Origin of the sequence: Streptomyces sp. NBC_01320 (genome assembly GCF_035974375.1) — a bacterium.
In the GTDB taxonomy this organism is placed as follows: Bacteria; Actinomycetota; Actinomycetes; order Streptomycetales; family Streptomycetaceae; genus Streptomyces; species Streptomyces yanii.
Window position 1 is genome coordinate 1,862,834 of sequence record NZ_CP108390.1, and the last position, 25,365, is coordinate 1,888,198.

The 25,365-nt window shown below is 70.2% G+C and carries 21 protein-coding genes and 4 pseudogenes; 16 read left to right on the top strand and 9 right to left on the bottom strand.

Annotated elements, in window-relative coordinates; translation table 11 throughout:
• Window positions 1-79 precede the first annotated feature (79 nt).
• Window positions 80-679, top strand: coding sequence for a class I SAM-dependent methyltransferase (locus tag OG395_RS08985; protein WP_327242405.1), 600 nt, complete (start codon window positions 80-82; stop codon window positions 677-679).
• Between the two features lie 28 nt (window positions 680-707).
• Here OG395_RS08985 and OG395_RS08990 read toward each other — a convergent pair.
• Window positions 708-1,538, bottom strand: a pseudogene (locus tag OG395_RS08990) (oxygenase MpaB family protein); the annotation flags it as partial.
• A 102-nt stretch (window positions 1,539-1,640) separates the two neighbouring features.
• On the opposite strand from OG395_RS08990, the gene OG395_RS08995 reads away from it, so the two are divergent.
• From OG395_RS08995 to OG395_RS09010, 4 genes are all read left to right on the top strand, one after another.
• Window positions 1,641-1,949: a hypothetical protein gene (locus OG395_RS08995; protein ID WP_327242406.1), complete on the top strand. Its 309-nt coding sequence runs from the start codon at window positions 1,641-1,643 to the stop codon at window positions 1,947-1,949.
• Between the two features lie 117 nt (window positions 1,950-2,066).
• Window positions 2,067-3,059, top strand: a complete 993-nt coding sequence (locus OG395_RS09000; RefSeq protein WP_327242407.1) for a hypothetical protein — start codon at window positions 2,067-2,069, stop codon at window positions 3,057-3,059.
• Between the two features lie 357 nt (window positions 3,060-3,416).
• A complete protein-coding gene (locus OG395_RS09005; RefSeq protein ID WP_327242408.1) occupies window positions 3,417-4,082 on the top strand; it encodes an IS607 family transposase in 666 nt (221 codons plus the stop codon).
• A 107-nt stretch (window positions 4,083-4,189) separates the two neighbouring features.
• A complete protein-coding gene (locus OG395_RS09010; RefSeq protein ID WP_327242409.1) occupies window positions 4,190-6,193 on the top strand; it encodes a zinc ribbon domain-containing protein in 2,004 nt (667 codons plus the stop codon).
• Between the two features lie 181 nt (window positions 6,194-6,374).
• Here the strand turns inward: OG395_RS09010 and OG395_RS09015 are convergent, their stop codons facing one another.
• The 3 genes from OG395_RS09015 to OG395_RS09025 form a co-directional block, all read right to left on the bottom strand.
• On the bottom strand, window positions 6,375-6,917 hold the full coding sequence (locus tag OG395_RS09015) for an MOSC domain-containing protein (protein WP_327242410.1): 543 nt from the start codon (window positions 6,915-6,917) through the stop codon (window positions 6,375-6,377).
• 16 nt (window positions 6,918-6,933) lie between these two features.
• Window positions 6,934-7,116, bottom strand: coding sequence for a hypothetical protein (locus tag OG395_RS09020; protein ID WP_266977895.1), 183 nt, complete (start codon window positions 7,114-7,116; stop codon window positions 6,934-6,936).
• 96 nt (window positions 7,117-7,212) lie between these two features.
• Window positions 7,213-8,346 (bottom strand): fatty acid desaturase family protein, encoded by a 1,134-nt coding sequence (locus tag OG395_RS09025; RefSeq protein WP_327242411.1) that lies wholly within the window; start codon window positions 8,344-8,346, stop codon window positions 7,213-7,215.
• A gap of 268 nt (window positions 8,347-8,614) precedes the next feature.
• On the opposite strand from OG395_RS09025, the gene OG395_RS09030 reads away from it, so the two are divergent.
• Window positions 8,615-11,509 (top strand): DEAD/DEAH box helicase, encoded by a 2,895-nt coding sequence (locus OG395_RS09030; protein ID WP_327242412.1) that lies wholly within the window; start codon window positions 8,615-8,617, stop codon window positions 11,507-11,509.
• Window positions 11,506-12,888, top strand: a complete 1,383-nt coding sequence (locus OG395_RS09035; protein ID WP_327242413.1) for an SWIM zinc finger family protein — start codon at window positions 11,506-11,508, stop codon at window positions 12,886-12,888. Before OG395_RS09030 ends, OG395_RS09035 begins: the two co-directional genes overlap by 4 nt.
• Window positions 12,889-13,073: 185 nt before the next feature.
• On the opposite strand, the pseudogene OG395_RS09045 reads toward OG395_RS09035, so the two are convergent.
• Window positions 13,074-13,593 (bottom strand): annotated as a pseudogene (locus tag OG395_RS09045) (integrase core domain-containing protein); the annotation flags it as partial.
• A gap of 113 nt (window positions 13,594-13,706) precedes the next feature.
• Between OG395_RS09045 and OG395_RS09050 the strand changes: the two are divergent.
• Window positions 13,707-13,853 (top strand): annotated as a pseudogene (locus OG395_RS09050) (transposase); the annotation flags it as partial.
• A 134-nt stretch (window positions 13,854-13,987) separates the two neighbouring features.
• Here the strand turns inward: OG395_RS09050 and OG395_RS09055 are convergent.
• Window positions 13,988-14,347 carry a hypothetical protein gene (locus OG395_RS09055; RefSeq protein WP_327242414.1) on the bottom strand — a complete coding sequence of 120 codons (360 nt, stop codon included), beginning with the start codon at window positions 14,345-14,347 and terminating at the stop codon, window positions 13,988-13,990.
• A gap of 82 nt (window positions 14,348-14,429) precedes the next feature.
• The gene (locus tag OG395_RS09060) at window positions 14,430-14,852 is read right to left on the bottom strand and encodes an ATP-binding protein (RefSeq protein ID WP_327242415.1); all 423 of its coding nucleotides are present in this window, start codon (window positions 14,850-14,852) and stop codon (window positions 14,430-14,432) included.
• 212 nt (window positions 14,853-15,064) lie between these two features.
• Between OG395_RS09060 and OG395_RS09065 the strand changes: the two genes are divergently transcribed.
• The 4 genes and pseudogenes from OG395_RS09065 to OG395_RS09080 form a co-directional block, all read left to right on the top strand.
• Window positions 15,065-16,312, top strand: coding sequence for a helix-turn-helix domain-containing protein (locus OG395_RS09065; RefSeq protein WP_327242416.1), 1,248 nt, complete (start codon window positions 15,065-15,067; stop codon window positions 16,310-16,312).
• A 14-nt stretch (window positions 16,313-16,326) separates the two neighbouring features.
• Entirely contained in the window at window positions 16,327-16,803 is a 477-nt protein-coding gene (locus OG395_RS09070; protein ID WP_327242417.1) for a hypothetical protein, read from the top strand.
• A gap of 77 nt (window positions 16,804-16,880) precedes the next feature.
• Window positions 16,881-17,192 (top strand): hypothetical protein, encoded by a 312-nt coding sequence (locus tag OG395_RS09075; protein ID WP_327242418.1) that lies wholly within the window; start codon window positions 16,881-16,883, stop codon window positions 17,190-17,192.
• Window positions 17,193-17,262: 70 nt separating this feature from the next.
• A pseudogene (locus OG395_RS09080) lies at window positions 17,263-17,409 on the top strand (esterase-like activity of phytase family protein); the annotation flags it as partial.
• A 58-nt stretch (window positions 17,410-17,467) separates the two neighbouring features.
• Here OG395_RS09080 and OG395_RS09085 read toward each other — a convergent pair.
• Together OG395_RS09085 and OG395_RS09090 are read right to left on the bottom strand one after the other, a co-directional pair.
• A complete protein-coding gene (locus OG395_RS09085) occupies window positions 17,468-19,129 on the bottom strand; it encodes an IS1182 family transposase (RefSeq protein ID WP_327242419.1) in 1,662 nt (553 codons plus the stop codon).
• 102 nt (window positions 19,130-19,231) lie between these two features.
• Window positions 19,232-20,428, bottom strand: coding sequence for an RNA-guided endonuclease InsQ/TnpB family protein (locus OG395_RS09090; RefSeq protein WP_327242420.1), 1,197 nt, complete (start codon window positions 20,426-20,428; stop codon window positions 19,232-19,234).
• A 421-nt stretch (window positions 20,429-20,849) separates the two neighbouring features.
• Here OG395_RS09090 and OG395_RS09095 point away from each other — a divergent pair, with 421 nt between their 5' ends.
• The 4 genes from OG395_RS09095 to OG395_RS09110 all read left to right on the top strand — a co-directional run bounded on the left by OG395_RS09095 (window position 20,850) and on the right by OG395_RS09110 (window position 25,342).
• On the top strand, window positions 20,850-22,337 hold the full coding sequence (locus OG395_RS09095) for an APC family permease (RefSeq protein WP_327242421.1): 1,488 nt from the start codon (window positions 20,850-20,852) through the stop codon (window positions 22,335-22,337).
• Window positions 22,334-23,350: an acetamidase/formamidase family protein gene (locus tag OG395_RS09100; protein WP_327242422.1), complete on the top strand. Its 1,017-nt coding sequence runs from the start codon at window positions 22,334-22,336 to the stop codon at window positions 23,348-23,350. The genes OG395_RS09095 and OG395_RS09100 overlap by 4 nt, the downstream gene beginning before the upstream one ends.
• A gap of 50 nt (window positions 23,351-23,400) precedes the next feature.
• Entirely contained in the window at window positions 23,401-23,994 is a 594-nt protein-coding gene (locus OG395_RS09105) for an N-acetylmuramoyl-L-alanine amidase (RefSeq protein WP_327242423.1), read from the top strand.
• 67 nt (window positions 23,995-24,061) lie between these two features.
• A complete protein-coding gene (locus tag OG395_RS09110) occupies window positions 24,062-25,342 on the top strand; it encodes a GAF domain-containing protein (RefSeq protein ID WP_327242424.1) in 1,281 nt (426 codons plus the stop codon).
• Window positions 25,343-25,365 lie beyond the last annotated feature (23 nt).

Sequence of the window (25,365 nt, forward strand, 5' to 3'; positions counted from 1 at the left end):
GCCGTGCTCGAACATGCACATCACTTTCCGTCCGGTTCACTCCGTTTCACTCCGGTTGCCGGTGCGCGATCATGTCCGTATGGCCGATGACCACACACACGTCCAGGACTTCTTCACTGCCCGCGCCGCGGACTGGGACACCCGTTTCCCGGACGACGGTCCGGCCTACGCCGCCGCTGTCGAAGTCCTCGGGCTGCGCCCCGGCGACGCCGTCCTCGACGCAGGCTGCGGTACGGGACGTGCGCTGCCCGCCCTGCGGGCCGCCGTCGGGCCGCACGGTACTGTCCTGGGCGCCGATCTCACACCGGCGATGCTGGACGCGGCGGTACAGGCCGGACGCGACCGCAGTGGTCAGTTGCTCCTCGCCGATGTCGCCCGATTGCCGCTGCGGTCGGGTGTGCTCGACGCGGTGTTCGGTGCCGGCCTGATCTCGCACCTGTCGCGCCCCGGGCCGGACCTGGCGGAGCTCGCCCGCGTCGTACGTCCAGGAGGGCAGCTGGCGCTGTTCCACCCCATCGGCCGGGCCGCGCTGGCCGCTCGCCACGGCAGGCAGGTCACGGACGACGATCTGCGGGCCGAGCCCAACCTCCGGCGGCTGCTCGCACGTTCCGGCTGGCAACTGGTCTCGTACACCGATGAGGACGCACGGTTCCTCGCACTCGGCGTGCGGACGGGCTGACCTGGGCCCGGCTCACGTAGGCACGCGCTCACTCGACCGGGACGCCCGGCCGCCGCTTGTGCGGGATCGGGCAGCCACCGACGCCGGGGGTCGGGAAGGTACCCGAGCTCGCCGACCTCGTAGCCGTCCGGATAGCCCTTGATCTCCGGGTTCTGGCGCGCATAGTGCGCGGTGGACCGGGGCGGCAGCAGCCGCACGGCCCTCGCCCGCAGCCGCAGCGCGCCCCGGGTGAGATGGCGTGCGACGGGACCCGGTCGTTCGTAACGGAACGCCCGCAGCAGCGCATCGTCGAGGAGTGCGAGGCCGGCTTTGCGTACGACGGGTGCGAGCGGGCCCGGATACCAGGAGCTCATCGGTGCCAGCGTGGCGTCGGAGACACTGCGCGCCCCTTCGTCCCAGCCGAGGTGCTCGTCCTCGTACGTGTCGAGGGTGCGCTCGAATTCCTCGAAGGTCTGTGGCACGTCCTTGATGCCCATGTGCACGCCGAGAGTGCGGTAGTAGACGGCGAACGCCCGCAGTTCATGATCGGAGAGGCGACGCCAGCCGTAGCTGTCGATCCAGCGCTTCGGGACCACGACGAACGTACACAGCACATAGCGCATGTCGTCGTAGCTGCGGTGCATCTGGTTGATCCGGCGGATCGCCGTGCGCCCCGGGTCGCTGTCGAAGCCGTGCTCCACCACGGTGTCGAGGGGCAGCGCGGTGTCGTCGTACCGCTTCTGCGAACGATCCGTCAGCTCAGCCGTTTCGGCGAGGAGTCGGCCGATGCTCGGAACCGCTACGTGCGGTACAGGGCCAGTTCGAGCGCACGGGCGGCGTCCCAGGGGAACTCGTACGTCGCCGTGAGCCGGTAGATCTGCCCCCGTTCCTCGGTCGAAGGTCAAACTCTACGCGGAAGGGTAAGACCGTAAGTATGTACGACCGCACCACGCGTGCACGGCTCTCCGGAAGGCGGTCCCCCATGATCGACATGCTCAGCAGTCTGCGGAAGGCTGTGTCACCCGGCCGAAAGGGTGAGCGGCCCGCGTCGCCGCGCGAGGAACGACAGCGCAAACAGCACAATCTGTTCGACGCGGCCGCCACCTATGTCGCGGCTTGCGTGGACGACGACCAGGATCGGATCGACGAGGCGAGCGGCTGGGTGTCGCCCGAGGCACTCTCCTTCGGCGTGAACGAGCTGGCCTGCCGGGCGGTCACCGCGCTGGCGCGGGAGACCGGCCAGTCGCCGCAGACCGTGGCCCGTACGCTGCTCGGCCTGCCCGTCGACTGAACCGCGACGTCCGCTTGCCGCGGCTCGGTGAGTCCTGCCTTGTCAGGGCCTCGACGACCGCGATACCCACTGGTTAAGGTGCGCCGACGGAAAACGATGAGGGACGAGGAGGGTGCTGTGGCCGGGACGGACGACACAGTCGCCGACGAAGACGCACTGTATGTGCTGACCGCGGTGCTGCTGACACCCGCGCAGTTCCCGAGCGTGCTCGGGGACGACTACCCGGCGGCCTGCGCGGCACTCGGCCTCGAACCGTACGCCGAGGGTTACGGACTGGTCCTCGGGCAGGACGACGGCGGGGCCCGGTGGACCGTCGTCGTCGATGACGTGTCCCTGGTTGCCGTCGCCATCGCCTCCTGGGACTGCGGTATGGAGTACGACCTCTCCCCCGACGACCGTTCGGTGGTCTGCGCACTGCCTGGCTGGCCGCTGGCGCTGGCGGTCGCCGCGCCGGGGGTGCCGGCGCCGCACGATCCGCTGCCGGACCCGGAGGCCGAGGGAACCGATCTGCCGGCGCTGACCCCTCCCGACACGGAATCGTGGGGGCCCCCGCAGCGGCGGCTTGGGGCCGACGAGATCGCGTTGCAGTGGGCGGCGTGGCGCGAGCAGATCGACGACGCCACGGCGTTCGCGGGTACGGATGTCGCGGGCAACGCCGATGACACGCCAGGCGAGAACGCCGCAGACGTCGCGCACGCTTCGGACCCCACGGGCTCCGCGGACGAGCTGGGCGCGGGAGACCCCGATACCGGCGCAAGCACCGACGCGGACACCTCAGCCGACACTACCGATGCCACTGCCGATGAGAAGCGCCCGGCCGACGACACCGTGTCCTCCGGCGTCCATCCCGGTGTCCGACGCGCGCTAGCAGAAGCCCATGCGTACGTGGACAGCCCGCCGCCGCCCGGACGTATCCGCTCCTCCTTCGCCCCCGGCGACGCCCGCACGTTGCGAGCCGACGGCCCCGGCTGGTCCCTGGTGGCCAGAACCGATGACATCGCATTCATCCTGCTGGACGAGGAACCCGGCGAGGTCCTGCCGGTCGGCCGGGGGTCGGAGCTGCCCGGTTTGCTGAAGGCGCTCGACGCGCTCGCCGTGCGACCGGCCTGAGAGCCTGTCGGGTGACCTTCGATCGGATAGCGGACGCGGTCTGGTGCGTGCGATTCCAAGGCGGCGGGATGTCCTCGGATGGGGTCTCCCCTGCTCGAGCGAAGCTGAGAGCTTGGGGAAGGAGCTACTAGGACATTTCGGCAATGCGGGAAGCGTGCGTGCCAGGGCGTGGCCGCCCGATCAGAGGTCACCCGACAGGGTCTTCAACTGTTGAGGGTTTCGCTTAGTGAGCCTCATGGATGCTACTTACCAAAGTGCGTGTGGATCTGTAGGCAATTTCGCTCCGCTTCCCGCGACGGTGTGATGTTCGTGCCGTTTTGAGGAGGTGGGTGGGAGCGGGGTCGTAGGTTTCTCGCCATGGAACTTCTTCGGTTGGCGGTGGCTGCGCGGAGGGTGGGTGTACATCCGGGGACGCTGCGGTTGTGGGCGAACGAGGGCAAGGTTCCGGTGGTGTGGGTGGGTCGTGAACGGCGGTTCTCCAGCTCGGCGTTGGATTCCCTGACTGGCGCCCCGGATGCGCCTGAGCGGCGCGAGGCGCTTTATGTGCGGGTCTCGGGCACCAGCGGGCAGGAGTCGTCGCTGGCCGCGCAGGAGGCCGAGCTGCGGGCCTCGGCTTCAGGGGTGGTGGTCGCGGTCTTCAAGGACCGGGCCTCGGGACTGCGGGAGTCGCGGCCGGGGCTTGACCGGCTGTTGAAGCGGGCCGCGGCGGGTGAGTTCACTCATGTGCGGGTCACGCACGGCGACCGGCTGGCCCGTTTCGGTGCGGGCTGGTTGACACAGGTTCTGGCCCATCACCACGTCACCGTCGAGGTGTTGCATGCCAAGGGGGCGGCCGGGGGGATGGAGGAGCTGCTGGACGACTTCATGTCGTTGGTAGCCACCTTCGCCGGCCGTATGTACGGGATGCGCTCACGCGCGGCGCGTCGGCGGCTTCTGGCCGAGGCCGAGGGCCGCGTGGAGCACCCTGCCCCCGAAGCCAAAGCCGAAGCCGAAGCCGAAGTTGCGGGTGAACGTCGTGGCTAGGTTGATGGCGACGGCTTCGTGTACGGCCTTCCGTGGTGTCCTGGAGGGCAGTGGTGAGCGGGTCGGGCAGGGCTTGCTGTTCGAACGGGTGGGGTTTTCTGGCCCGGTTGAGTCAGTCGCTGACCGGTGCTCTGGTGGCTTCGCGGTGGGACGAGGACTTGCTGGACGTGCTGGCTGCCGGGGTGGACGAGCGGGGCGAGGCGCTGCCGTCCAAGGGGTGGATGGCGATGCGCCGCCTGGACTGGCGGCAGGACGTCACGCCCCCGGCCGGGGTGTATGTGTCGGACCGGGTGCGCCGCGGTGCCGAGGAGTACGCGGCCAGGGCTCTGCGTCTGGCCCTGCGCCGGCGCACCATCGTGACCGCGATCCTGGCCACCTGGCCCGGTGATCCCCGTCGGCGTACCGAGGCGGAGTGGGCCGCGCTGCGCAAGCTGCTGCCCGCCGGGGTGGCGGGTGCCGAAATCCGTAACCGCACCCGCCAGATCCGTGCGTATGCGGCCGAGCACGGGAAGCTGCCTACCGGGTTGTGCGTGCTGGAGGGACCGCCGCAGGTCGGCGAGTTGGTGCTGCTTGCCGCGATGGACCGCCAGCAGGTCACCCTGGCCAGGGTGGACGAGACCACCGCCCGTTTGCGTCTCAAGCTTCCGCTGTGTGCGGCTCCCGCCTCGGGCCGTGACTGGGCCTGGCACGTGATCGACATCCGGCTCCCGGGCACCATCGGGGTGGACTCGGTGCTGCACACCCCCACCCTGCGCCCCACTCGGGCCGGGAGGATCGCGGTGGATCTGCCGCACTCCCGGCCCGCCCCGGCCACCAAGGCGAGCGGGCATACCGTGGCACTCGGCTTCGACTGGGGTGTGGGCACCCTGCTCACCGGCACGCTCGGCCGCCTGACCGGCAAAGGACAGACCCGGCGGGTTCTCACCGACGGGCGTCCGCTGATCTTCGACGCCACGACGGTCAGTGCCGCCCTGCACCGGTTGCGCGGTGTGCGTGAGCACCTCGCGGCCAAGCGCGATCACCAGCGGGCCCTCGCGGACGGGCTGGGCTCCCCGCACCTGGCCTGGGGTGAGCACCTTGATCGGGCCCGGGTGCTGGAGGTCGAGCACGGGCGGGTGTGTGCCCGGATCCGGCACTTGAACGACGCGCTGGCCTGGTCGGCGGCCCGCTGGGCCGTCGACCAGGCGGCAGCGCTCGGCGCGAGCGTCGTCTACCTCGAAGACCTCGCCACCCTCGAAGCCCGTGGCCACCGACGTGGCAATGCCCGCCTGTCGGGGCAGGTGCGCGGCACGGTGGCCGAGGCGATGCGGCACCTGGCCGCGAAGGCGGGCATCGCGGTGGTCACCGTCCCGGCCCGCGGCACCTCCAGGCTGTGCCCCGGCTGCCTGGGCGCCCTGACCCACCACCCTGCCCCCGACCGGCTGGCCGAACGCGGCTGGAGATGGGCGCACTGCACCCGGTGCGGGCTGTCCATGGACCGCGACCATGCCGCCGCCCGCCGGATCGTCTCCCGCGGCCTGCTCGCCCAGACCCACACCACCACCACCGACCCCACCACCCACACCCGCACCATCCGCACCACCGTCGACGGCACCGTGACCCCGGTCCGCCGCCCGAAGAAGACCACCCACCGCATGCGCCGCCAACGCCAAGCGGAGCAGGCCCCACCCCGGCTACGCGAAACCAACACCACCCCGGGCAAGGGCCGCCCCACCCCCAGCAGGCCCACCGGCCCTGGTGGCCGAGGCACCCGGCACGCCGCCCAAGGGCAGGCCCCGGGCCCGAAGACTTCCCGCCGTATGCCCGATGTGCGTACGGTCCCCGCCACCACCCCCACCGGGATGGTTCAGCGTCCGGCGGGGCATGACACCCAGACACCCACCCCCACCGGGCCGGTGCCAGGTCATGGAGTACCCGCCCGCGTCCGGCCGGAAGAAGACCCTCTACCCGGACGCAGGCGGCTCTCACGCAGAACCTGTCGGCGGCGCACCCGCGCCGCCGAGCGGACCGGCTTCCACCACCTGCACGCCACCGCAGTCCACCCCCTCACCCCGAGGATCGGACCACCGGACGGCAACCGCACACGGCCACGCCGCGCCCGAAAAGCCTGAATCTCACAGGCACACACAGAGTTCTAGAGACGCTCTGAGTCTCGGCGCCCCCCTACATGGCCGGGCCGAGGCGCCGGTGCCTGCTCCGTTTCGGCCTCCGCCCGGTCACGAGCCGGCCTGCGGCTGAGCCTGGGGCTCCGCCGGCCACCTGCGCAGCCCGGCTGCCCTGTGCCGTCGGCCTCTACACACGCTCCAGCGGTCGGTGCGGTTCGGCGGGCAGTTCGACCGTGACCGGGTCGCCGGGCCGGACCACACCGCCGGTCCTGACGACGCTCATGATCCCGGCCTTGCGCACGATGTTGCCCGCCTCGTCCCGGCCGACGACCTGCTTGAGCAGCCCTTCCTGGAAGGTGTCGATCTGCAGGCACGGGTTGCGCAGCCCGGTGACCCTGACGACGGCCTCGTCGCCGAGGTGCAGCAGCGTGCCTACGGGCAGCGCGAGGAGATCGACGCCGCGCGTGGTGACGTTCTCCCCGAGGTCACCGGGGGCGACCTCGAAGCCCTCTGCACGCAGCTGGTCGAAGAGTTCCTCGTGGATGAGATGAACCTGGCGCAGATTCGGCTGGGTGGGGTCCTGTGCGACGCGGGAGCGGTGCTTCACCGTGACTCCCGCATGCACATCTCCTTCCACTCCGAGTCCGGTCAGCAGGGTGACGGTCTGCCGGTTCGGCTTGGTGAATGAGTAAGCCCGGCTACTGCTCACCACGGTGACGGTCCCGTTCATCTACGAAGGATCCCTTTCAGCGGCCTATTTCCTTACGGGTGATCCTGCGGAGCCTGCGCCGCTGGGAGGGATCCAGCATCAGGTAGGCCACCGTCGGCACTCCGATCAGCACCAGCAGCGACAGCCAGAATCCGATGAACGGCATCAGGATGACTGCCGCGACGACTCCCCCGATGGCAATCTTTGCGCTGTTCGACATCGTCCACGCCTCCTACGCGGCTCACGCCGCTCCTGCTGTGAGAACGCCTGTACGTCCCCATCGGTTCCAGCCCGCAGCGGCAGGCTTCCCGCCGGGTCACCTCAGCGGTTCGCCGACCTCGTGCATGTGCTGCAGCGCCTGCCGGTAGGACTCGATGAGTCCGGTCTCCGCGTACGGCATTCCCAGCGCCTCGCAGTGGGCGCGCACCAGGGGCTGTGCCCGGCGCAGATGGGGGCGGGGCATGCTCGGGAAGAGGTGATGCTCGATCTGGTAGTTGAGTCCGCCGAGGAACCAGTCGGTGAGGACGGCGCCGCGCACATTGCGCGAGGTGAGGACCTGCCGCTGGAGATGCCCCCAGCGCTCGCCCTCGGGATCGGGCATCTCCATGCCCTTGTGGTTCGGCGCGAAGGCCATGCCCAGGTGGAGCCCGAAGAGTGCATGGTGCACGACTGCGAAGACGACGGCCTTGCCGGGAGACATGACGGTGAGGAGCAGCGTCGCGTACAACCCGAGGTGGGTGAGGAGGAGGGCTGCCGAGAGGGCACGCTCAGGGGCCGGCTGCTGCCGCAGGTACTGGAAGCCGGAGATCTTGAGGGCGATGCCTTCGAGGAGCAGCATCGGGAAGAACAGCCGGGCCTGGTTACGGGTCAGCCAGCGGGCGAAGCCTTCGCGCTGGGCCGCCTGCTTCTGGGTCCAGACGAGGGCGCCGACGCCGACGTCGGGGTCCTTGTCGATGTGGTTGGGGTTGGCGTGGTGGCGTACGTGTTTGTCGTTCCACCAGGCCTCGTTCATGCCGAGGAGCAGATTGGCGTGGATCAGGCCGATGGTCCGGCTCGTCTGTCGGTCGCCGGTGATCTGGGCGTGTCCGGCGTCGTGGCCGAGGAACGCGGTGCGGGCCCAGAACACCGCCAGCGGCAGGGCGAGCAGCAGGGTCCACCAGGTGTCGCCGAGGAGGGCCAGGCCGGTCGTTACGGCGCCCAGGGCGAGGAGGTTGGCCGCGACGCGCGCCACGTACCAACCAGTGCGCTGCTTCAGGAGTCCCTGAGCCTTGACGGCCCGCAGGAGAGGCGCGAAGTCGCTCCCGGCGCCGCCGGCGGTTCCGGTGCCTCGCTCGAATCCCGCCGGTGCGGCAGTTCCGGCGCCTGGGGCGTCTCGCGCGCCTCCGGCAGTGTCGGCACTGCGGGCACGGTCGCGGGTGCGGTCCGCGATGGTGACTACGGCCTCGGGCATGGCGTCTCCGGTCTCCGGGAGGCTTGATATGTGCTCTGACCTGTTGAAACGTACGGGCAGGGGCCGCACGCCAACCATGGCGCCACCACCCGGGATTCCGGGGGGGTAGCCCCCTCCCCGCAGAGGGGTGCTGGCTACACTCGACCGCCCACAGACGCCCATAGAAGTGATATGGATCATGGCGATCGCGCTCCCGGACGCCGTCGTCGTGGAGTACCCTCGGCGACCTTGGCATCCACTAGTCAAATTTGAGGAATCCGACATCGCCGTGCACAGGCTTCCCGCGCCGACCCCCGCCGAGATCTCCGCGCTCTCCCGCTGCTCCGTCGTCTTCCTGCCGTCGGACCCCGCCCGCACCGGCCGGGTCGCCTTCTGCCATCCGGACGGCGGCAGCCCGCCCGACGCCCCCGGGACGGTCGGGGAACTGACCGTCGTCGGGGCCGATGCCCGCCCGTACCGTGTTCCGGTCCTGCTGCTGCCCGTGCGCGACGCCCTGCCCGTTCTGACCCGCGCGCGGGCGGCCACGCACTCCCATCCCGCGGCGGCGTTCTGGGGCGCTGCCGCACTCCTCGCCCTCCAACTCGCCGCCCGCGGACTGCTGCTGCCGGGGCTGAGCGCCACGGACCACGACGCCTGGCGGACCGGTCCCCTGACGGCCGCCGATCTCGACCGGATCCGTGATCTCGCGGCCTCCATGCCCCCCACCGCCCATGCGGTGCCGCTCGACGAGGACGCCGAGCCCGTACTGCTGCCGGAGCCGGAGCGGCTGTTGCGCGCATTCCTGGACGCGGTCGCGGACGGCCTGCCGCGCACGCCCGCAGCGGTGTTCGCCACCGGCAGCCCGGCATTCGCCGTCGACACGCCGCAGCGTCTGCCGGACCGTCGAGGCTGGGCCGCTGACGTCGCGGCCGGGCACGACGCGGGAGTGCGGCTCTCGCTCCGTATCGAGCTCACCGGTCCTCCCGGGGTGCACGAGGACACCGAGCCGGGCGCCGGGCCGTCCTTCCGTGCGGTCCTGCAGATCCACAGCGTCAGCGATCCGACGCTGGTCGCCGATGCCGCCGACGTCTGGGCGGGCAACGCACCGACCGAAACGGCCTTCGGTCCTCGGGCCCGGATGGACGCCCTCCTCTCGCTGCGCCGCGCCGCCCGCGCCTGGCCGCCGCTGGCTCCGCTGCTGTCGGCCGCCGTCCCGGATTCCGTCGATCCGGCCGATGAGGAGATCACCGAACTGCTCGGCCCTGCCGCACGGGCGCTCGCCGCGACCGGGGTCCAGGTTCACTGGCCCAAGGAGCTCGCCCGTACCCTCACCGCACGCGCGGTGATCGGCCCGCCGGACGACGAGAACGGCGGCGACGGCGACGGCGAATCCCGCAACGGGCGGTCCGCGTCGGACACCCCGTCGTTCCTGTCCGCCGACGCGCTGCTGGCGTTCAACTGGTGGTTCGCACTCGGCGACCAGAAGCTGAGCCGCGCCGAACTGGACCGCCTGGCCGAGGCCAGCAGGCCGATCGTCCGGCTGCGCGACCAGTGGGTGCTCATCGACCCCGAGGAGGCGCGCCACGCCCGCGAGGCGCAGGACCGCAAGGTCACCCCGATCGACGCACTCGGCGCCGTACTGACCGGTTCCGCCGAGGTCGGCGGCCGCAGGGTCGACGTACAGGCGACGGGCTGGCTCGCCCAGCTGCGGTCCAGGCTCGCCGATCCCGAGTCGGGCGAGCAGCAGACGGTCGGTCAGCCCGCCGCGCTCGCCGCGACACTGCGGGACTATCAGCTGCGCGGTCTGAACTGGCTGCACACGATGACCTCGCTCGGCCTCGGTGGCTGTCTGGCCGACGACATGGGGCTGGGCAAGACCATCACGCTCATCGCCCTGCATCTGCACCGGCAGAGCGTCGACGAGGCGGCCGGACCGACCCTGGTGGTCTGCCCGGCCTCGCTGATGGGCAACTGGCAACGGGAGATCGAGAAGTTCGCCCCCGGCACACCGGTGCGCCGCTTCCACGGCGCGTCCCGCAGCCTGGAGGGCTTGGAGGACGGCGAGTTCGTCCTCACCACGTACGGCACGATGCGGCTCGACGCGGCAAGGCTCGCCGAGGCCGGGTGGTCCATGGTGGTCGCCGACGAGGCCCAGCACGTCAAGAACCCGTACTCGGCGACCGCGAAGCAGCTTCGGACGATCGGCGCGCGGGCGCGGGTGGCACTCACCGGCACTCCGGTGGAGAACAACCTCTCCGAACTGTGGGCGATCCTCGACTGGACGACACCCGGGCTGCTGGGCCGGCTCGGCACGTTCCGCACCCGGTACGCGCGGGCCGTGGAGGGCGGCTGCGATCCGGCGGCGGCCGAACGGCTCACCGCGCTGGTCCGGCCGTTCCTGCTGCGGCGGCGCAAGTCCGACCCGGGCATCGCTCCGGAACTGCCGCCGAAGACGGAGACGGACCGTACGGTGTCGCTGACGGCGGAGCAGACCGGTCTGTACGAGGCGGTGGTACGGGAGACCCTGGCCGAGATCTCCGGCGCAGACGGGTTCGCCCGGCGTGGCCTGGTGATGAAACTGCTGACGGCTCTGAAGCAGATCTGCAACCACCCGGCGCACTACCTCAAGGAGGGGCGGCCGCGGATCGCGGACCGTTCGGGGAAGCTGGAGCTCCTGGACGAACTGCTCGACACGATCCTCGCGGAGGGTGCGAGCGTGCTCGTGTTCACCCAGTACGTGCAGATGGCTCGGCTGCTCGAACAGCATCTGGCAGCTCGCGGAGTGCGTACCCAGTTCCTGCACGGCGGCACGCCGATCGCCGAACGTGAGGCCATGGTGGACCGGTTCCAGGCCGGCGAGGCCCCTGTCTTCCTGCTGTCGCTGAAAGCGGCGGGGACGGGGCTCAACCTGACCCGGGCCGGCCATGTCGTGCACTTCGACCGCTGGTGGAACCCGGCGGTGGAAGCACAGGCGACCGACCGCGCGTACCGCATCGGGCAGACCCAGCCGGTGCAGGTGCACCGGCTGATCGCGGAGGGAACGATCGAGGACCGGATCGCCGACATGCTGGCCCGCAAAAAGGGTCTCGCGGATGCCGTGCTCGGTTCCGGCGAGTCGGCGCTGACAGAACTGACCGATGCGGAACTGGCGGATCTGGTGGAGTTGCGAGGGGGCGCGCGATGAGTGACGGCTACGGGAACGACGCGTACGGGATCGACGGGTACGCATCCGACGACGTCGGCGATGAGGAGTCGGCACCGGCGCAGGAACGCACCTTCGCCGCCCTGCCGCCGGCGCGGGGCCGCGGTTTCGCCGAGTCCTGGTGGGGCCGCGCATGGTTGAAGGCCCTCGAGGACACGGCGCTGGACGGCGAACAGGTCAAGCGGGGGCGCCGGTTCGCCCGCGAGGGGCGGGTCGGCGCAGTCTCCGTGCGGCCCGGTCGGATCACCGCGGTCGTCCAGGACCGGGACTCGACCGCGTACCGCAGTGATGTGCTGCTTCAGCAGCTGAGCGAGGAGGAGTGGGACCGGTTCCTGGACATGGCGGTCGACCGGGCCGGGCACATCGCCGCACTGCTCGACCGGGAGATGCCACCGCACCTGGTGGAGGACGCGGCGGCCACCGGAGTGGATCTGCTGCCGGGCATCGGAGATCTGGATCCTGAGTGCACATGCGAGACGTGGGACCACTGTCCGCACTCCGCCGCCCTCTGCTACCAGGTCGCGCGGCTGCTGGACCAGGACCCGTTCGTACTCCTGCTGATGCGCGGACGCGGCGAGCGGCGGCTGCTCGACGAGCTCCAGGTGCGGATCGCGGTCCGTGCCGCGGAGCGGGAACCCGCGGAGCCCTCCGCTGCGGAGAACCGTCGGGTGCACGGTGTACGGGCGGACGAGGCGTTCGCCGCGCGGGACATCCTGCCCCCGCTGCCCGCTCCCCCGCCGCTGCCCGCGGAGCCCGGTCCCGCCCCGTCGCTGCACACGGAGACCGAACCGGAGCCCGGTCTCGACCCGGCGGCGCTGGAGGTCCTTGTGACGGACAGTGCGGTACGCGCCTACCGGATGCTGGCGGACGCCCTTGCCTCGGGTCACGAACAGCAGCCGGTGCAGCACGAGTTGACGCCTGAGCAGGACGCGGTGAGGCTGGTCGCCGACGCTCGTCCCGAGCCCTGGTTCGTGACCCGGCTGAGCACCGGATCCGGGCGGCAGCGAGCCGAACTCGACGCGGCGGTGCGAGCTTGGGGTTATGGCGGGGCGGCCGCGCTCGCGGTGCTCGACGAGGAATGGGCGCCCGATCCGGAGTCCCTCGCCAGGGCCCGTGCGCGGCTCGCCGAGGCATGGGAGGACGGCGAGAGCCCGCAGTTGCGGGCGACGGGCAACCGCTGGACCGTTGCGGGCGGCGGCGTACAGCTGCGGTACGGGCGGGACGGGCGCTGGTGGCCGTACCGCAAGGAACGTGGTCGCTGGAACCCTGCGGGCCCGGCGGACGACGATCCGGCGGCAGCGCTGGCGGGCGCGCTCGGCGACGGTCAGGTCCTGGCCGGCGGATCATTGACAGAGCCATGATCGGACGTCGCCGTGGCGACGCCCGCTGGCCCTTCGGCTCGGGGATCGTGTGCTTGAGCGGGCTGCGCAGGTAGCGTCGGTTACGGCGGGAGCGGGACGCCTCGCCGCCACCGACGAGGTCCGGCCCGATCCGAAAGGAAGCCCCAGCGGCCGATGGTGTCGAGCTCGGCGACCGCGTCCGCCGGCAGGTGCAGGTCTGCCGCAGCGATGATCCTCTCGGCCTGGGTGGAGAGGAACTCGCGCCGGCTCGGGCCGGTACGGCGCGGGGCCGGGCCGATGCCGGCCGCGTGCAGGATCTCCCACACCGTGGTCGACGCGATTGGATGCCCCGGCCGGGCCAGTTCACCCTGGATCCGCCGGTGGCCCCACCGCGGGTTCTCCTGCGCCAGACGCAGAACCAGCTTCTTGAGCGCGGCGGCCGTGGGAGGGCGCCGGTGCGTCGGCGTCTGTCGGAGTAGTCCCACTTGCCGGCGATCAGCCCGCGGTGCCAGGCCAGCAGCGTCCCCGGCGTGACCGGGAAGACACCGCTCCAGCGGCGGCGCGGTATCAGCGACGATAACGCGGCCGGCCAGAACCGGTCTGCGGGCTCGTAGCGGACCGGACCTCTGAGGTATCGTCGCAGCACCGCGTTCTCGTGCCGCAGCACCAGCAGTGCGGCGTCCTTGGCCATGTCCGGCGCAGCAGCACCGCAGGCACGGACAGCAACGCCCGGGTGGCCCTACAGGATCGAGATGATCACGGGGTGCAGCATCCCAGCCACCACCGAGGGCCTTGCACGCGGGCTCCCACCAGCAACGATGACTTTGCGAGCCCCACAGTTGCTGACCGACGGGCAGCGCAAATCCGTCGGGCCGATGGCTGCCCGGCTTGGTGAGGACGGGAACCGGCAGGCGCTGGCCCACTTCATCACCACCAGTCGGTGGGATCCGATGCATGTGCGGGCCCGGCTGGCCTGGAGAATGGACGCGGCGGGGAGGCGACGCGGCCGGACGGGGGCTGTGAGGAAGAGGGGCGGTTTCCCCCCTTCCTCATGTTCTTATGTTCTTTTGTTAGCTTCACTCGGAGTAAGGCGCAAGATCTTTTCCGATAAAATCGCAGGTCAGATCCCTGTTGGTCTCATCTGACGCGGGTCCGTTGGCGCCCCGTTCACCCGGAGGATCGAATCGATCGGCACCGCCGACGTCGGGTCCGACAGCGCGTCCACCGCAGCCTCAAGCCGCTGGGGGCCCGCCCCCAGGAACCGCGTGGTCGCCTCCGCGATCGCGTCAGCCAGGTGCGCCCGCATCCGGGCCTCGTGCCGGTTCAGTGCGATCTGGACCGCCGCCGCCTCCGCGCTGGGGATCAGGTCGCAGGTGACCCGCTGCCTCGGCTGCACGCCGAACGTCATCATCAGCACGAGCTGCCCGCGCTCCTGATCGAAGGTCACACGGAACGGCATCTGCTCAGCTACGGCATCCACGGCAGGCTCACATTCAACGTCGACGGGTACAGGCCGGAACCGGCCCGGCGGCGCTACGGGGGGCGCACCACCGGGCCGGGGCTCATGGGGTGGGCGTCCGGGGAACGATCGCCCACACGGTCTTGCCGACCGGGTCACGGTGCCGGGCCCCGAAGTCGGAGGCGGCCGCGCGAACCAGGAACAGCCCCCGGCCGCTCTCGGCGTGGCTCGGCGAGACCACTGGCCGGGGCGGGTTGCGGCTCGGGTCGGACACCTCCAGCAAAAGCTCCGCACCGTCGTCAGTGACCTGCAGGTGCACCAGGTGCTGGTTGTCGCAGTGCCGGATGGCGTTGGTGACCAGCTCGCTGGTGATCAGTACGGCGGTGTCCACCGCCTCCTCGGGTACCCGCCAGTCGGTCAGGGCTGAACGGACCTGCCGACGGGCCTCACTCACCGTCTTCGGGAACGGCGTCAGCCACAGCTGCCACCGCTGGTCGGTCGTTGACTCGTCGCGCGTCGTCGTCATCGAGGACACCGCTTCCCCTTCAAGGGGCAGCGCCCCGGCCGGGTTTCCAAGAGGTCAGCGCCGACCTGACGTTGCGTCGGACACTGTGTGTAGGAAACCCGCCACAGGGCCACCCCGCCACCTCCGATGCAGTCAGTGCATACGGATATGCGCAGGATGCATACGAGGCGGGTACGTCCTGTGGAACCGTACGTAGCGTGGAAGGGGAACGCATGGATTGGCCCAGGAACAGGCAAATCCGAGACGCCGCACGAGAAGGCGACTATGGGCGCGTCATCAAGCAGGCCCGCAAAACATTAGGTCTGACCCAACGCCAACTAGGAGAGGCATGCGGCCTGTCCCAGTCCGCCACGTCCCGCCTCGAAGACCGCGGCGTCGGCCCCTACAACATGAGCCTCCTGGCGAGCGCAGCCAGCCACCTCGGTATCCCCCCGAATCTGGTCGGCCTCGCCGACTACGACCGGAACGGGAACAGCACCGTGGAACGCCGCGAATTCCTCAACGGCGTCGCCGCAGTCGTCGCGACGCCAGCCCTCCCCCCACAACTACGGACCCGCCCCGAATGGGACAGCGGCCAGGCAGCAGCCCTGCGCGTGGCCACCACCGCCTTCCGCCGCCTGGACGCCACCGTCGGCTCCCGCGACCTCGCCGACACCGCACAGGCCCACCTACGGCTCATCCGGCGCGTTGCCTCCCAGGCCCCCGACGCCTCCCACAAGGCCCGCATGGCCGCCGTCGGCTCCGAGGCCGCATCCCTCGTCGGCTGGCTCGCCTGGGACATGGCCGACCACGGCTCCGCCCGCACCTGGTACGGCTCGGCGATCAAAGCCGCACGCACCGCCGGTGACCCGCTGCTCGGCGCCTACCAGACCGGCAGCCTCGCCCAGTTCGAGGTGGAGGCGGACAACACCGCCGAAGGGCTGCGCCTGATCGCCCGCGCCCGCCGCCAGCTCGGCCCCGACCTGCCCGCCATCGCCGCCGCCTGGCTCGCCTCGATCGAGGCCGTCGCCCACGCCACCGCCGGCGACGAACGCGCCACCGAACGGGCCCTGCGCTCCTGCGAACAGCACACCGCCCGCGTCCCCCGCGAAGACCCGCCGCCGTGGCCGTGGGTGTTCTCCTTCGACGAGCGGAAGGTCGCCTCCTGCCGCGTGGTGTGCGGCGCCCGGCTCGGCCGCACCCGCTGGGCCCTGTCCTCACAGGAGATCGCGACCGCCCTGTCCTCCGGCCACGAGAAACAGCGGGCGCTGCTCACCCTCGACGTCGCCATCGGCCACCTCAGCGCCGGCCGCGTCGACTCCGCGTTCGCCCTGGCGACCCGCGCCGTCCAGGACGGCGTGCGACTGCGGTCCGGTCGCATCGTCGAGCGCGCCCGCGCCTTCCGCCGCTCCTATGCCACCGCCACGCCGCCCGGTATCGTGCGGGATTTCGACACCCTGCTGCACGACACCTACCTGTGAGGGGGAAGCCAGCTATGCGCCTGGGCATCACGGGCCACCGCGGTCTGTCGCCGGAGGTTGAAGCCCAAGTCCGCGACGAACTCACCAAGCTGGTCGCCGACTGCCGACCCGAGGACCTGGTGGGCATCAGCTGCATCGCCGACGGCCCCGACGCCTGGTTCGCGCAGGCCGTCCTCGCACTCGGCGGCCGCCTCGAGGTAGTCATCCCCGCCGCCGAGTACCGCGACAGCCTGCCCGACTGGCACCACCCCGTCTACGACGAGCTCACCGCCCGCGCCGCCGACGTCCACCACACCGGGATGCGCGAGTCCAACTCGCAGGCCCACCAGGCCGGCAGCGAGATCGTCGTGGGCCTGGCCGACCAGATGATCGCCGTGTGGGACGGCCAACCGGCCCGCGGCTACGGCGGAACCGCCGACGTCGTCGCGTACGCAGACCGTGTCGGCGTACCGGTGCGCATCGTGTGGCCCGAAGGCGCCACGCGGGACTGACCGGCCGATGGCGGCTTTCCCATACGCCGCACCTGCCAGTGCTGCACACTGACCCGCAGAACCGGAAAGGGACCGCCATGACCAAGCAGACCGCTTCCGACGAGTCCAACGAGTCCACCATCGAGCGTGTGAAGAGCCTGTACAGGAAGAACAAGACGACCATCCACGCCATCGGCGCCGCGGCATTCGTCGTGACCGGCGCCGTGCTCAGCACGCTCGCCAAGCAGCGGTACACCCCCGAGGACATGAAGTCCGACGAGCTCGCGGAGCCCGAAGAGGTCGAAGAGCTCGAAGAGACGCCCACCCATGGACGCTGCGCTGACGGTTGGCAGTCGGAGTCGATCGGCAAGCAAGGGGCCTGTTCTTCCCACGGCGGCGTGGCGGCGTAGTTGGGGGGAACACGGACTGCATCGTCGGCGTGACGTTCGCCGTACCTGACGTCGTCACGTACGGCGCGGACCCTCGGCGTCGGGCGTACCGGTGCTCCGCAATTCCCTGGTCGTGGACCTGGGCAAGGTCGCGGGCGTGCCGGGGAAGATCGATGGCGTGGCGATGACCGGCCGGAACACCCTTGCCCTCATCAACGACAACGACTTCGGCTTGACGCTCTCCCTCCTGAAGGACTCCGTTGGGAAATCCGCAAACCGGTTGCGTGTCCGTGGTTTTAAGCGGCGAGTTCGAGGCGGGCCAGGTGGGAGGTTCTGGTCTTGCCGAGTGGGGTGCCGGTGAGCCAGGCGTCGAGGCGGATGATGTTGATCGCGGTGGCGGCGAGGACGTTGCCGAGGTGGGTTTTGGGTAGTCCGGTGTAGCGGGTGCGGCGGATGCCGGTGCGGCGGACGGCTTGCGAGATGGTGCCTTCCACTCCGGCTCGTGTGTCATAGCGTTGTTTCCACGCGTCGGTTTGCTGCTCTGCGCGTCGTTGTTCGAGGATCTGCTGCTGTTCTCGGGGCAGCAGGGTCAGGCTGCGGCCCCACTTGCCGTTGGCTGCCTTGGTGCACCTCGGTCTCAGCGGGCATGGGTCGCAGTCGGTGAGTGCGAAGTGCACGCGGACGAGCGGGGTTCCGCTGGCTTTGCGTTGTTCGGACCAGCTGACGCTGGCTGCTCCCCGGGGGCAGATGACCTTCCTGGCCTCCCAGTTCGTGTGGAAGGCGGCCTGGGTCAGGTCCGGTGTCTGCGCATCGCGCCCGCTGTGGTGGGTGTCCAGGCCGACCGGCCCGAGCAGTTCGATGCCATGCTTCCTGCGGGCGGCCAGGATGTGGGCGGCGGTGACGTAGCCGGCGTCCACGTCGTGCTCCTCGGGCAGCAGTTCACGTGCGGCCATGCCCTGGTGGACCACCTCGGTGACCTCGGTGTCGGCGACGGTGGCGTCCGTAGTGACGACATGGGTGATCAGGTGCGGGGCGTTGGGCTCGCAGGTCTCGCTCAGGTGAGTCTTGTAGCCGCACCAGCCTGAGCCCCGCTTGACGCTGTAGCGGGCTTCGGGGTCATAGGGCGAGGACAGTCGGCGTCTGCCCGGCGGGAGGTCTTTGCCCTCCCGCCAGCGCACCCCCTCACCATCGCGGTGGTACTGCTCCACCCAGGCCCGGCGCAGGACCTGGACGGCGGGGATCTCCCGCAGCCAGCGCGGGGCCTCGGGCGCGTGGACGGCCCCCAGGATGGTGAAGCCGTCACGGCCTACCTGCTCGGCCCACTCCTGGCGCACATTGTCGCCCTTGGGGAAGCGGTAGGAGTCGATCCGGGCCCCGTAGCGTTTCACCCACTCGGCGGTCACAAGCGGGGACAGCCAGTGCGGAGCGGCTGCGGCCAGCGCCTCCAGAGCCGCCCGCAGCGTTTCGCCGACGAACTCCATCCGGTTCAGCGTCCGCACGGCCGCGAGGACATGGGTGGAGTCGGTACGCTGACGCCCCCCGGAACGCAGCAGCCCGAGGCCGGAGATCCGATCCAGGACCAGGTCAAGGACCTTCTCCTCCAAGCCGTGCTCGATCAGCCGGGCGCGGAAGTCGCTGAGGACAGAGAAGTCGAACCCCGGGTCGTCCAGTTCCAGGCCGAGGAGAAACTTCCAGTCCATCCGGGCCCGCACCTGGTCAGCGGCTTGCCGGTCGGTGTGGCCCTCGGCGTACTGCAGCACCGACACCAGCGCCAGTGCTCCCGGTGACACCGCCGGACGTCCCCGCGTTGCGAACGCCTCAGCAAAGGATTCGTCCTCGAACAGCGGGCCAAGCACTTCGCGCACCCGGACAGCCAGCGTCCCCTTCGGAAACGACGCCCGCACGACCCGAGCAGTCAGCTCCGGCACCCCACGGTCGTCCCGAAACTCCAGCGACACCCAGCCCCCTCGCTCCGACGAACAGAACGATCATGCCAACCCCGGCAAGCCAACGAAGCCGGTTTGCGGATTTCCCAACGGAGTCCTGAAGGAGGGAGATTCTTACGGCTCGCGCCGTGAGACTTCCTGTTTCATCGCCGACTGCCCGCCCGGAGTTCTCCGTTGAGGTCTTACACCGGCTCCACAGGCCGACACCGCCCGTCCGGCGGCCAGCAGGTTGCGTGCGGCGTTCACGTCCCGGTCGTGGGTCGTGCCGCAGGCGCACGTCCAGGTGCGGACGTGCAGCGGCATCTTGTCCTGCAAGGTGCCGCAGACGGAGCACAGCTTGGAGGAGGGGAAGAAGCGGTCGACCGCGATCACTTCCCGCCCGTGCCACTGGGCTTTGTATTCCAGCAGGCTGCGGAACTCGGCCCATGCCGCGTCGCTGATGGCGCGGGCCAGGCTCCGGTTCTTGACCATGTTTCGCACGGTCAGGTCCTCGATCACGATCGTTTGGTTCTCACGAACGAGCCGAGTGGTCAGCTTGTGCAGGCCGTCACGGCGCCGGTCGGCGATCCGGGCGTGGATCTTCGCGACCTTCAGCCGGGCCTTCCTGCGGTTGGCGCCGTCACCCTTGGCCTTGCGCGCAAGGGTGCGTTGGGCCTTCGCGAGCCGGGCACGGTCCGTGCGCTCATGCCTCGGGTTGGCGATCTTCTCACCGGTGGAGAGCGTCAGGAGGTGGTTCAGACCGACATCGACACCGACCGCCGCATCCGTGGTGGGGAGCGGCTTGACGGTGGGGTCGTCGCACAGCATGGAGACGAACCAGCGACCGGCGCTGTCCGGGGAGACCGTCACAGTGGACGGCTTCGCCCCCTTGGGGAGCGGGCGCGACCACACGATGGCCAGCGGCTCGGCCATCTTCGCCAGAGTCAGCCTGCCGTCCCGGAAGCGGAAACCGCTGGTGGTGTACTCGGCGGACTGGCGGGACTTCTTGCGGGACTTGAAGCGCGGGTACTTGGCCCGCTTGCTGAAGAAGTTGGTGAACGCGGTCTGCAAGTGCCGCAGCGTCTGCTGCAACGGCACCGACGACACGTCGTTGAGGAAGGCCAGTTCCTCAGTTTTCTTCCACGCCGTCAGCAGGGCCGAGGTCTGGTTGTAGTTGACCCGCTCCTGCCGCGTCCATGCCTCCGTGCGGGCCGCAAGCGCCAGGTTGTAGACCTTCCGCACGCATCCGAACGTGCGCGACAGCTCAGCTGCCTGCGCATCCGTCGGATAGAAGCGGTACTTGAACGCCCGCCTCACATGGTTCGTGGTCATGCTCACAAACTAATGCGACCGCATGTAAAGATCAAACCTGCGGGTCAGAGCACTGTGATCCGCCCTGGCGGCGAATCGCAGCCCTTGCCCTGCTCCGCAGGAGTCCATTTCCTCTCCGCCCTGAAGGGCGGAGTATCCACAGAGGAATCAGATGACCGACGGCGCCGAGGCGTTCGACTCGAACGGCCGGCTCGTCGACAGCGGAATCGAGACATCGCTGACGGTTGTCGAGTTGCCGCGCCCCCTGCACGGCTGATCCGACTTCCCCACGCCCCCGCACCCAACTTCCGGTCCCGCAAACGACTTTCGGCGTCCTACTGTCTTCCGCCACCCGCGCGGCGCCCGTACGGTAGGGCGCGCGAGACGCTCGGCCGTACATCGGACAACGCATTCCGGTCAGCGGACCAGAGGGGGTCACGGGGTGTCGGGGGAATCGGCTTCGGTGCTGTTGCGCGACGCCGTAGGGCTGCGCGAAGTTCTTTTCCAGAGCATCACGGCGATGGCGCCCGCCGCAGCCATCGCCGCATCCATCCCGTCGGGAGCCGCGTTCGCCGGCGGCAGTCTGCCGTTGTCCGTGCTGGTGGCGCTGGTGGCCTGTCTGTTCACCGCGTCGTGCGTCGCGGAGCTGGCCCGCCATCTGCCCGCGGCGGGTTCGGTCGCCACCTACTCCGCGCAGGGCCTGCATCCGGCCGTCGGCTTCCTCGTCGGCTGGGGCTATGTCTTCGTCGAGGCGCTGGTGCCCGCGCTGCTGTTGCTGCAGCTCGGCTTCACGACGGCGGGCACGCTGCACCAGGAGTGGTCGTCCTACCCGGCGGACCTGTGGTGGCCGTGGTCGCTGCTGGGCGCAGTGATCATCGCACTCGCCGGCTACTTCGGGGTACGGGCGTCCGCCCGATTCGGCACCGTCCTCGGCATCTTCGAAGTGCTGGTCTTCGTCGCATTCGCGGTGCTGCTGATCGGGCAGGCCGGCTCGGACAACACGCTGTCGGTGTTCGGTACGTCGCACACCGCGGACGGCTTCGACGGAATCAGCGGCATCTTTGCCGGCTCGGTCTACACCGTGCTGGCGTTCGCGGGCTTCGAGGCGGCGGCGCCCCTGGCCGAGGAGACGAAGAACCCGCGGCGCACCATGCGACGGGCGGTGCTCGGCGCCGCGCTGTCGATCGGCCTGGTGTACGTCCTCACCACGTACGCCATGTCCGTGTACTTCGGGCCCGACCGGTTCGCCGGGTTCGGCGCCTCGGGGGCGGCGTCATGGGAAGGCGTGGCGCGCGCCTCGTTCGGGCTGTTCTGGGTCCTTCTCTTCCTCGCCGTCGTCAACTCGACCGTGGCCAATGCCAATGCGTGCGCGAATGTGTCGACGCGCACGGCCTTCGCCCTCGGCCGGATCGGCGTGTTCCCGCACGCGTTCGCGCGGCTTCATCCGCGCCGCCGCTCGCCCGTCACCGGTGTGGCCGTGCAGTTCGTGATCGCGGTCGGCGCGGCGCTCGGGCTCGGCTTCGGATATGACCCGGTGACCGCGTTCGTCCTCCTGGCGACCGTCATCGTCACCGTGATCATCGGCGTGTACATCGTCGTCAACCTGGCCTGCGCCGGGTACTTCCTGCGCCGGCGTCGCGAGGCGCTCAACCCCGTACTTCATCTTCTCTTCCCGGTACTGGGCATCGCGGCGTTCGTACCTGCACTGCTGACGGCCGCCGGAATCCCGGCCTTCGACTTCGTCTCAAAGCTCAGCGCCCCCGTTTCGTACGCGGGGCCGGTCGTCGGTATCTGGATGCTCGTCGGCGTCGTTGTACTGGTGGTGCTGGTGCGCAGACACCCGGAGCGGGTGGCCCAGACCGGAAGGATCCATCTGGACGAGGCCCCGGAGGCCGTCGTCGACATCGGAACAGGAGCAGAACAGCGATGAGCGACCCGCGGATCCTGACCGTGCGCCCCAAGGAGGGCGAGTACGCATGGACCTTCGGCGGTGCGGCGCCGGTGGCCCGGATCGAGCCAGGCTCCTTCCTCGATGTGTACACGGAGGACTGCTTCGCGGGCCGGGTGCGCTCCGAGAAGGACCTGGTCTCGGCCGTCTGCGAGTTCCCGTTCCTCAACCCGCAGACCGGTCCCTTCCATGTGGTGGGGGCGGAGCAGGGCGACACCGTCGCGGTGCACTTCGTGTCGATCGAACCGGCCAGGGACTGGGCGGCGTCCACGACCGTGCCACTGTTCGGGGCCCTGACCTCCACCCATACGACAGCGTCGTTGCAGGCCCCGCTGCCGGAGGTGGTGTGGATGTGGCAGCTGGACCGGGCCAACCGCACCTGCCTGTTCAGCGCCCGGGACAGCGACATCCGGGTCGAGCTGCCGATGGATCCGATGCACGGCACGGTCGGGGTGGCTCCGGCCAATCTGGAGGTGCGGTCCGCGCTGGTTCCCGACGCGCACGGCGGGAACATGGACACGCCCGAGATGCGGGCCGGGGTCACCTGCTATCTGGGCGTCAACGTCGAGGGCGCGTTGCTGAGTCTGGGCGACGGACACGCCCGCCAGGGCGAGGGCGAGACCTGTGGGGTCGCGGTGGAGTGCGCGATGAACACCGTGGTCCTGGTCGAGCTGCTGAAGGGAGTGGCGACGCCGTGGCCGCGGATCGAATCGGACACCCATCTCATCTCCACCGGCTCCGCTCGCCCTCTCGAAGACGCCTTCCGCATCTCGCAGTTGGACCTGGTGCAGTGGCTGGCACGCGACTACGGGCTTTCCGAGCTCGACGCGTACCAACTGGTCAGCCAGGCCGGTGAAGCGCCACTGGCGAACGTCTGCGACACCAACTACACCTGCGTGGCGAAGATTCGCAAGGAGTGGCTGCCCGCGGGCGACCCTCATCGTGGACTGCACCGACACCTCCGCGAGACCGCCGCCCTGCTTCCCACCTCCTGACTCCGCACCCCGTACACCGTCTCCCCACCCCTCCCCCCACAGGAGCGTTGATGCACCGCAGAAGGATTCTCCAGGGCGCCGCGGCGACCGCAGCGGCGGCACTGCTGCCGGCTTCCACTCGCGCCATGGCTTCAGCTGCGGCGGGCAGCACCGACTACCCGCTCGCGCACTGGACGCCCGCGTCCACGTCGAACTACACGGCGTCGACGCGCCCTTCGGCCTATCCGGTGCAGTACGTGATCATCCATGTCACGCAGGAGACGTTCTCGGACACGGTCGGCATCTTCCAGAATCCGGCGAAGCAGGTCTCCGCACACTATGTGGTGCGTTCGGCGGACGGGTACGTCGCGCAGTGCGTACGGGAGCAGAACATCGCCTGGCATGCGGGCAACTGGGATTACAACACCCGCAGCGTCGGCATCGAGCACGAGGGCTGGGTCGACCGGCCGGCGTACTTCACCAACGCCCTGTACGAGCAGTCGGCTCTGCTGACCGCATCGGTGTGCGACCGCTACGGCATCCCCAAGGACCGCGCGCACATCCTCGGCCACGCCCAGGTCCCGGGCACCGATCACACCGACCCCGGCCCTCACTGGGACTGGGTGCGCTACATCCGCCTCGTCAACCTCTACAGCACCGGCTGACCCGCTGCGGGTCCGATGACTCCCCGCACCGAGGTTGTCGCAGAGCCCGGCTGCGACGACGATGGGGATGCACGAGTCCCCCGGACGGGAGAGTGAGTTGACGGACCCCTGGGTGGCGCTGACAGCCGACACCGACCCCGGCGAACGGCTGGGCGAAATGCGCCACGCACACGAGGTGTTCACCACCGCCGGACGGCTGGAACGGCCGGTACGTTCCGTGGTCGGCGAGTCGTGGCGGCGCTCCGCGCGGGCCCGGGTCAGCCCGGACGGTGCGGCCCTGGTCGAGCTGGGCCCGGACGAACTCGGACCGTACCGGGAGGGACATCCCCTCGCCCGCGCCATGCCGGTGATCCGTGAACTGATGGGTGCGTACGCGACGGACGGCGAACATCTTCTTGCGGTGTGCGACGCGCACGGCCGACTGCTCTGGGTCGAGGGGCACGCGACGACCCGCCGACGCGCCGGCCGGATGAACTTCGTGGAGGGTGCCCGCTGGTCCGAGTCCGTGGCCGGGACGAATGCTCCGGGGACGGCGATCGCCGTGGACCGTCCGGTCCAGGTGTTCGCCGCCGAGCACTTCCTGCGCCCGGTCCAGCAGTGGACGTGCGCCGCGGCGCCACTGCACGACCCGCACACGGGACGGGTGCTGGGCGCCGTCGACATCACCGGCGGCAACCGGCTCGCCCATCCGCACAGCCTGGCGTTCGTCCAGGCAGTGGCACGCGCCGCCGAGTCCCAGCTCGCCCTGCTCGCGCCCGAACCAGCCGGGGATTCCATACAGTTGAGCGCGCTCGGCCGAGACGAAGCGCTGCTCGTCGCGGGCGGCCGCAAGATTCGGCTCAGCAGGCGGCACAGCGAGATCCTGGTGGCACTCGCGCGTCACCCGGAGGGCCTCGGAGGCGACGAACTGCTGGTCGAGCTGTACGAGGACGAGACGGTGACCCCGGTGACGCTGCGGGCCGAACTCTCACGGCTGCGCAGGCTGCTCGGCCCCGAACTGCTGCTTTCCCGCCCCTACCGGTTCGCCGCTCCGGTCGACGCCGACTTCGACGGCGTGGCGCGCAGACTGGCCTCCGGTGCGTTGGCGGCGGCGCTCAGCGCGTACACGGGGCCGCTGCTGCCGGGCTCGCAGGCACCGTCCGTCGTCCGGCTGCGACGCCGTCTCGACGATCAGCTACGGGCCTCGCTGATCGCGCGCGGCGACCCGGGGCTCCTGGCGGACTGGGCGTACAGTCCCTGGGGCGAGGACGACCTGCCCGTGTGGCAGGCGCTCGCCGCGGCGGCACCTCCCGGGCAGCGGCCGGCGCTGCTGGCACGGGCCCGCACGCTCGACGCCGAACAACGCTGACACCTCGGCCGTCCGGCGCAACG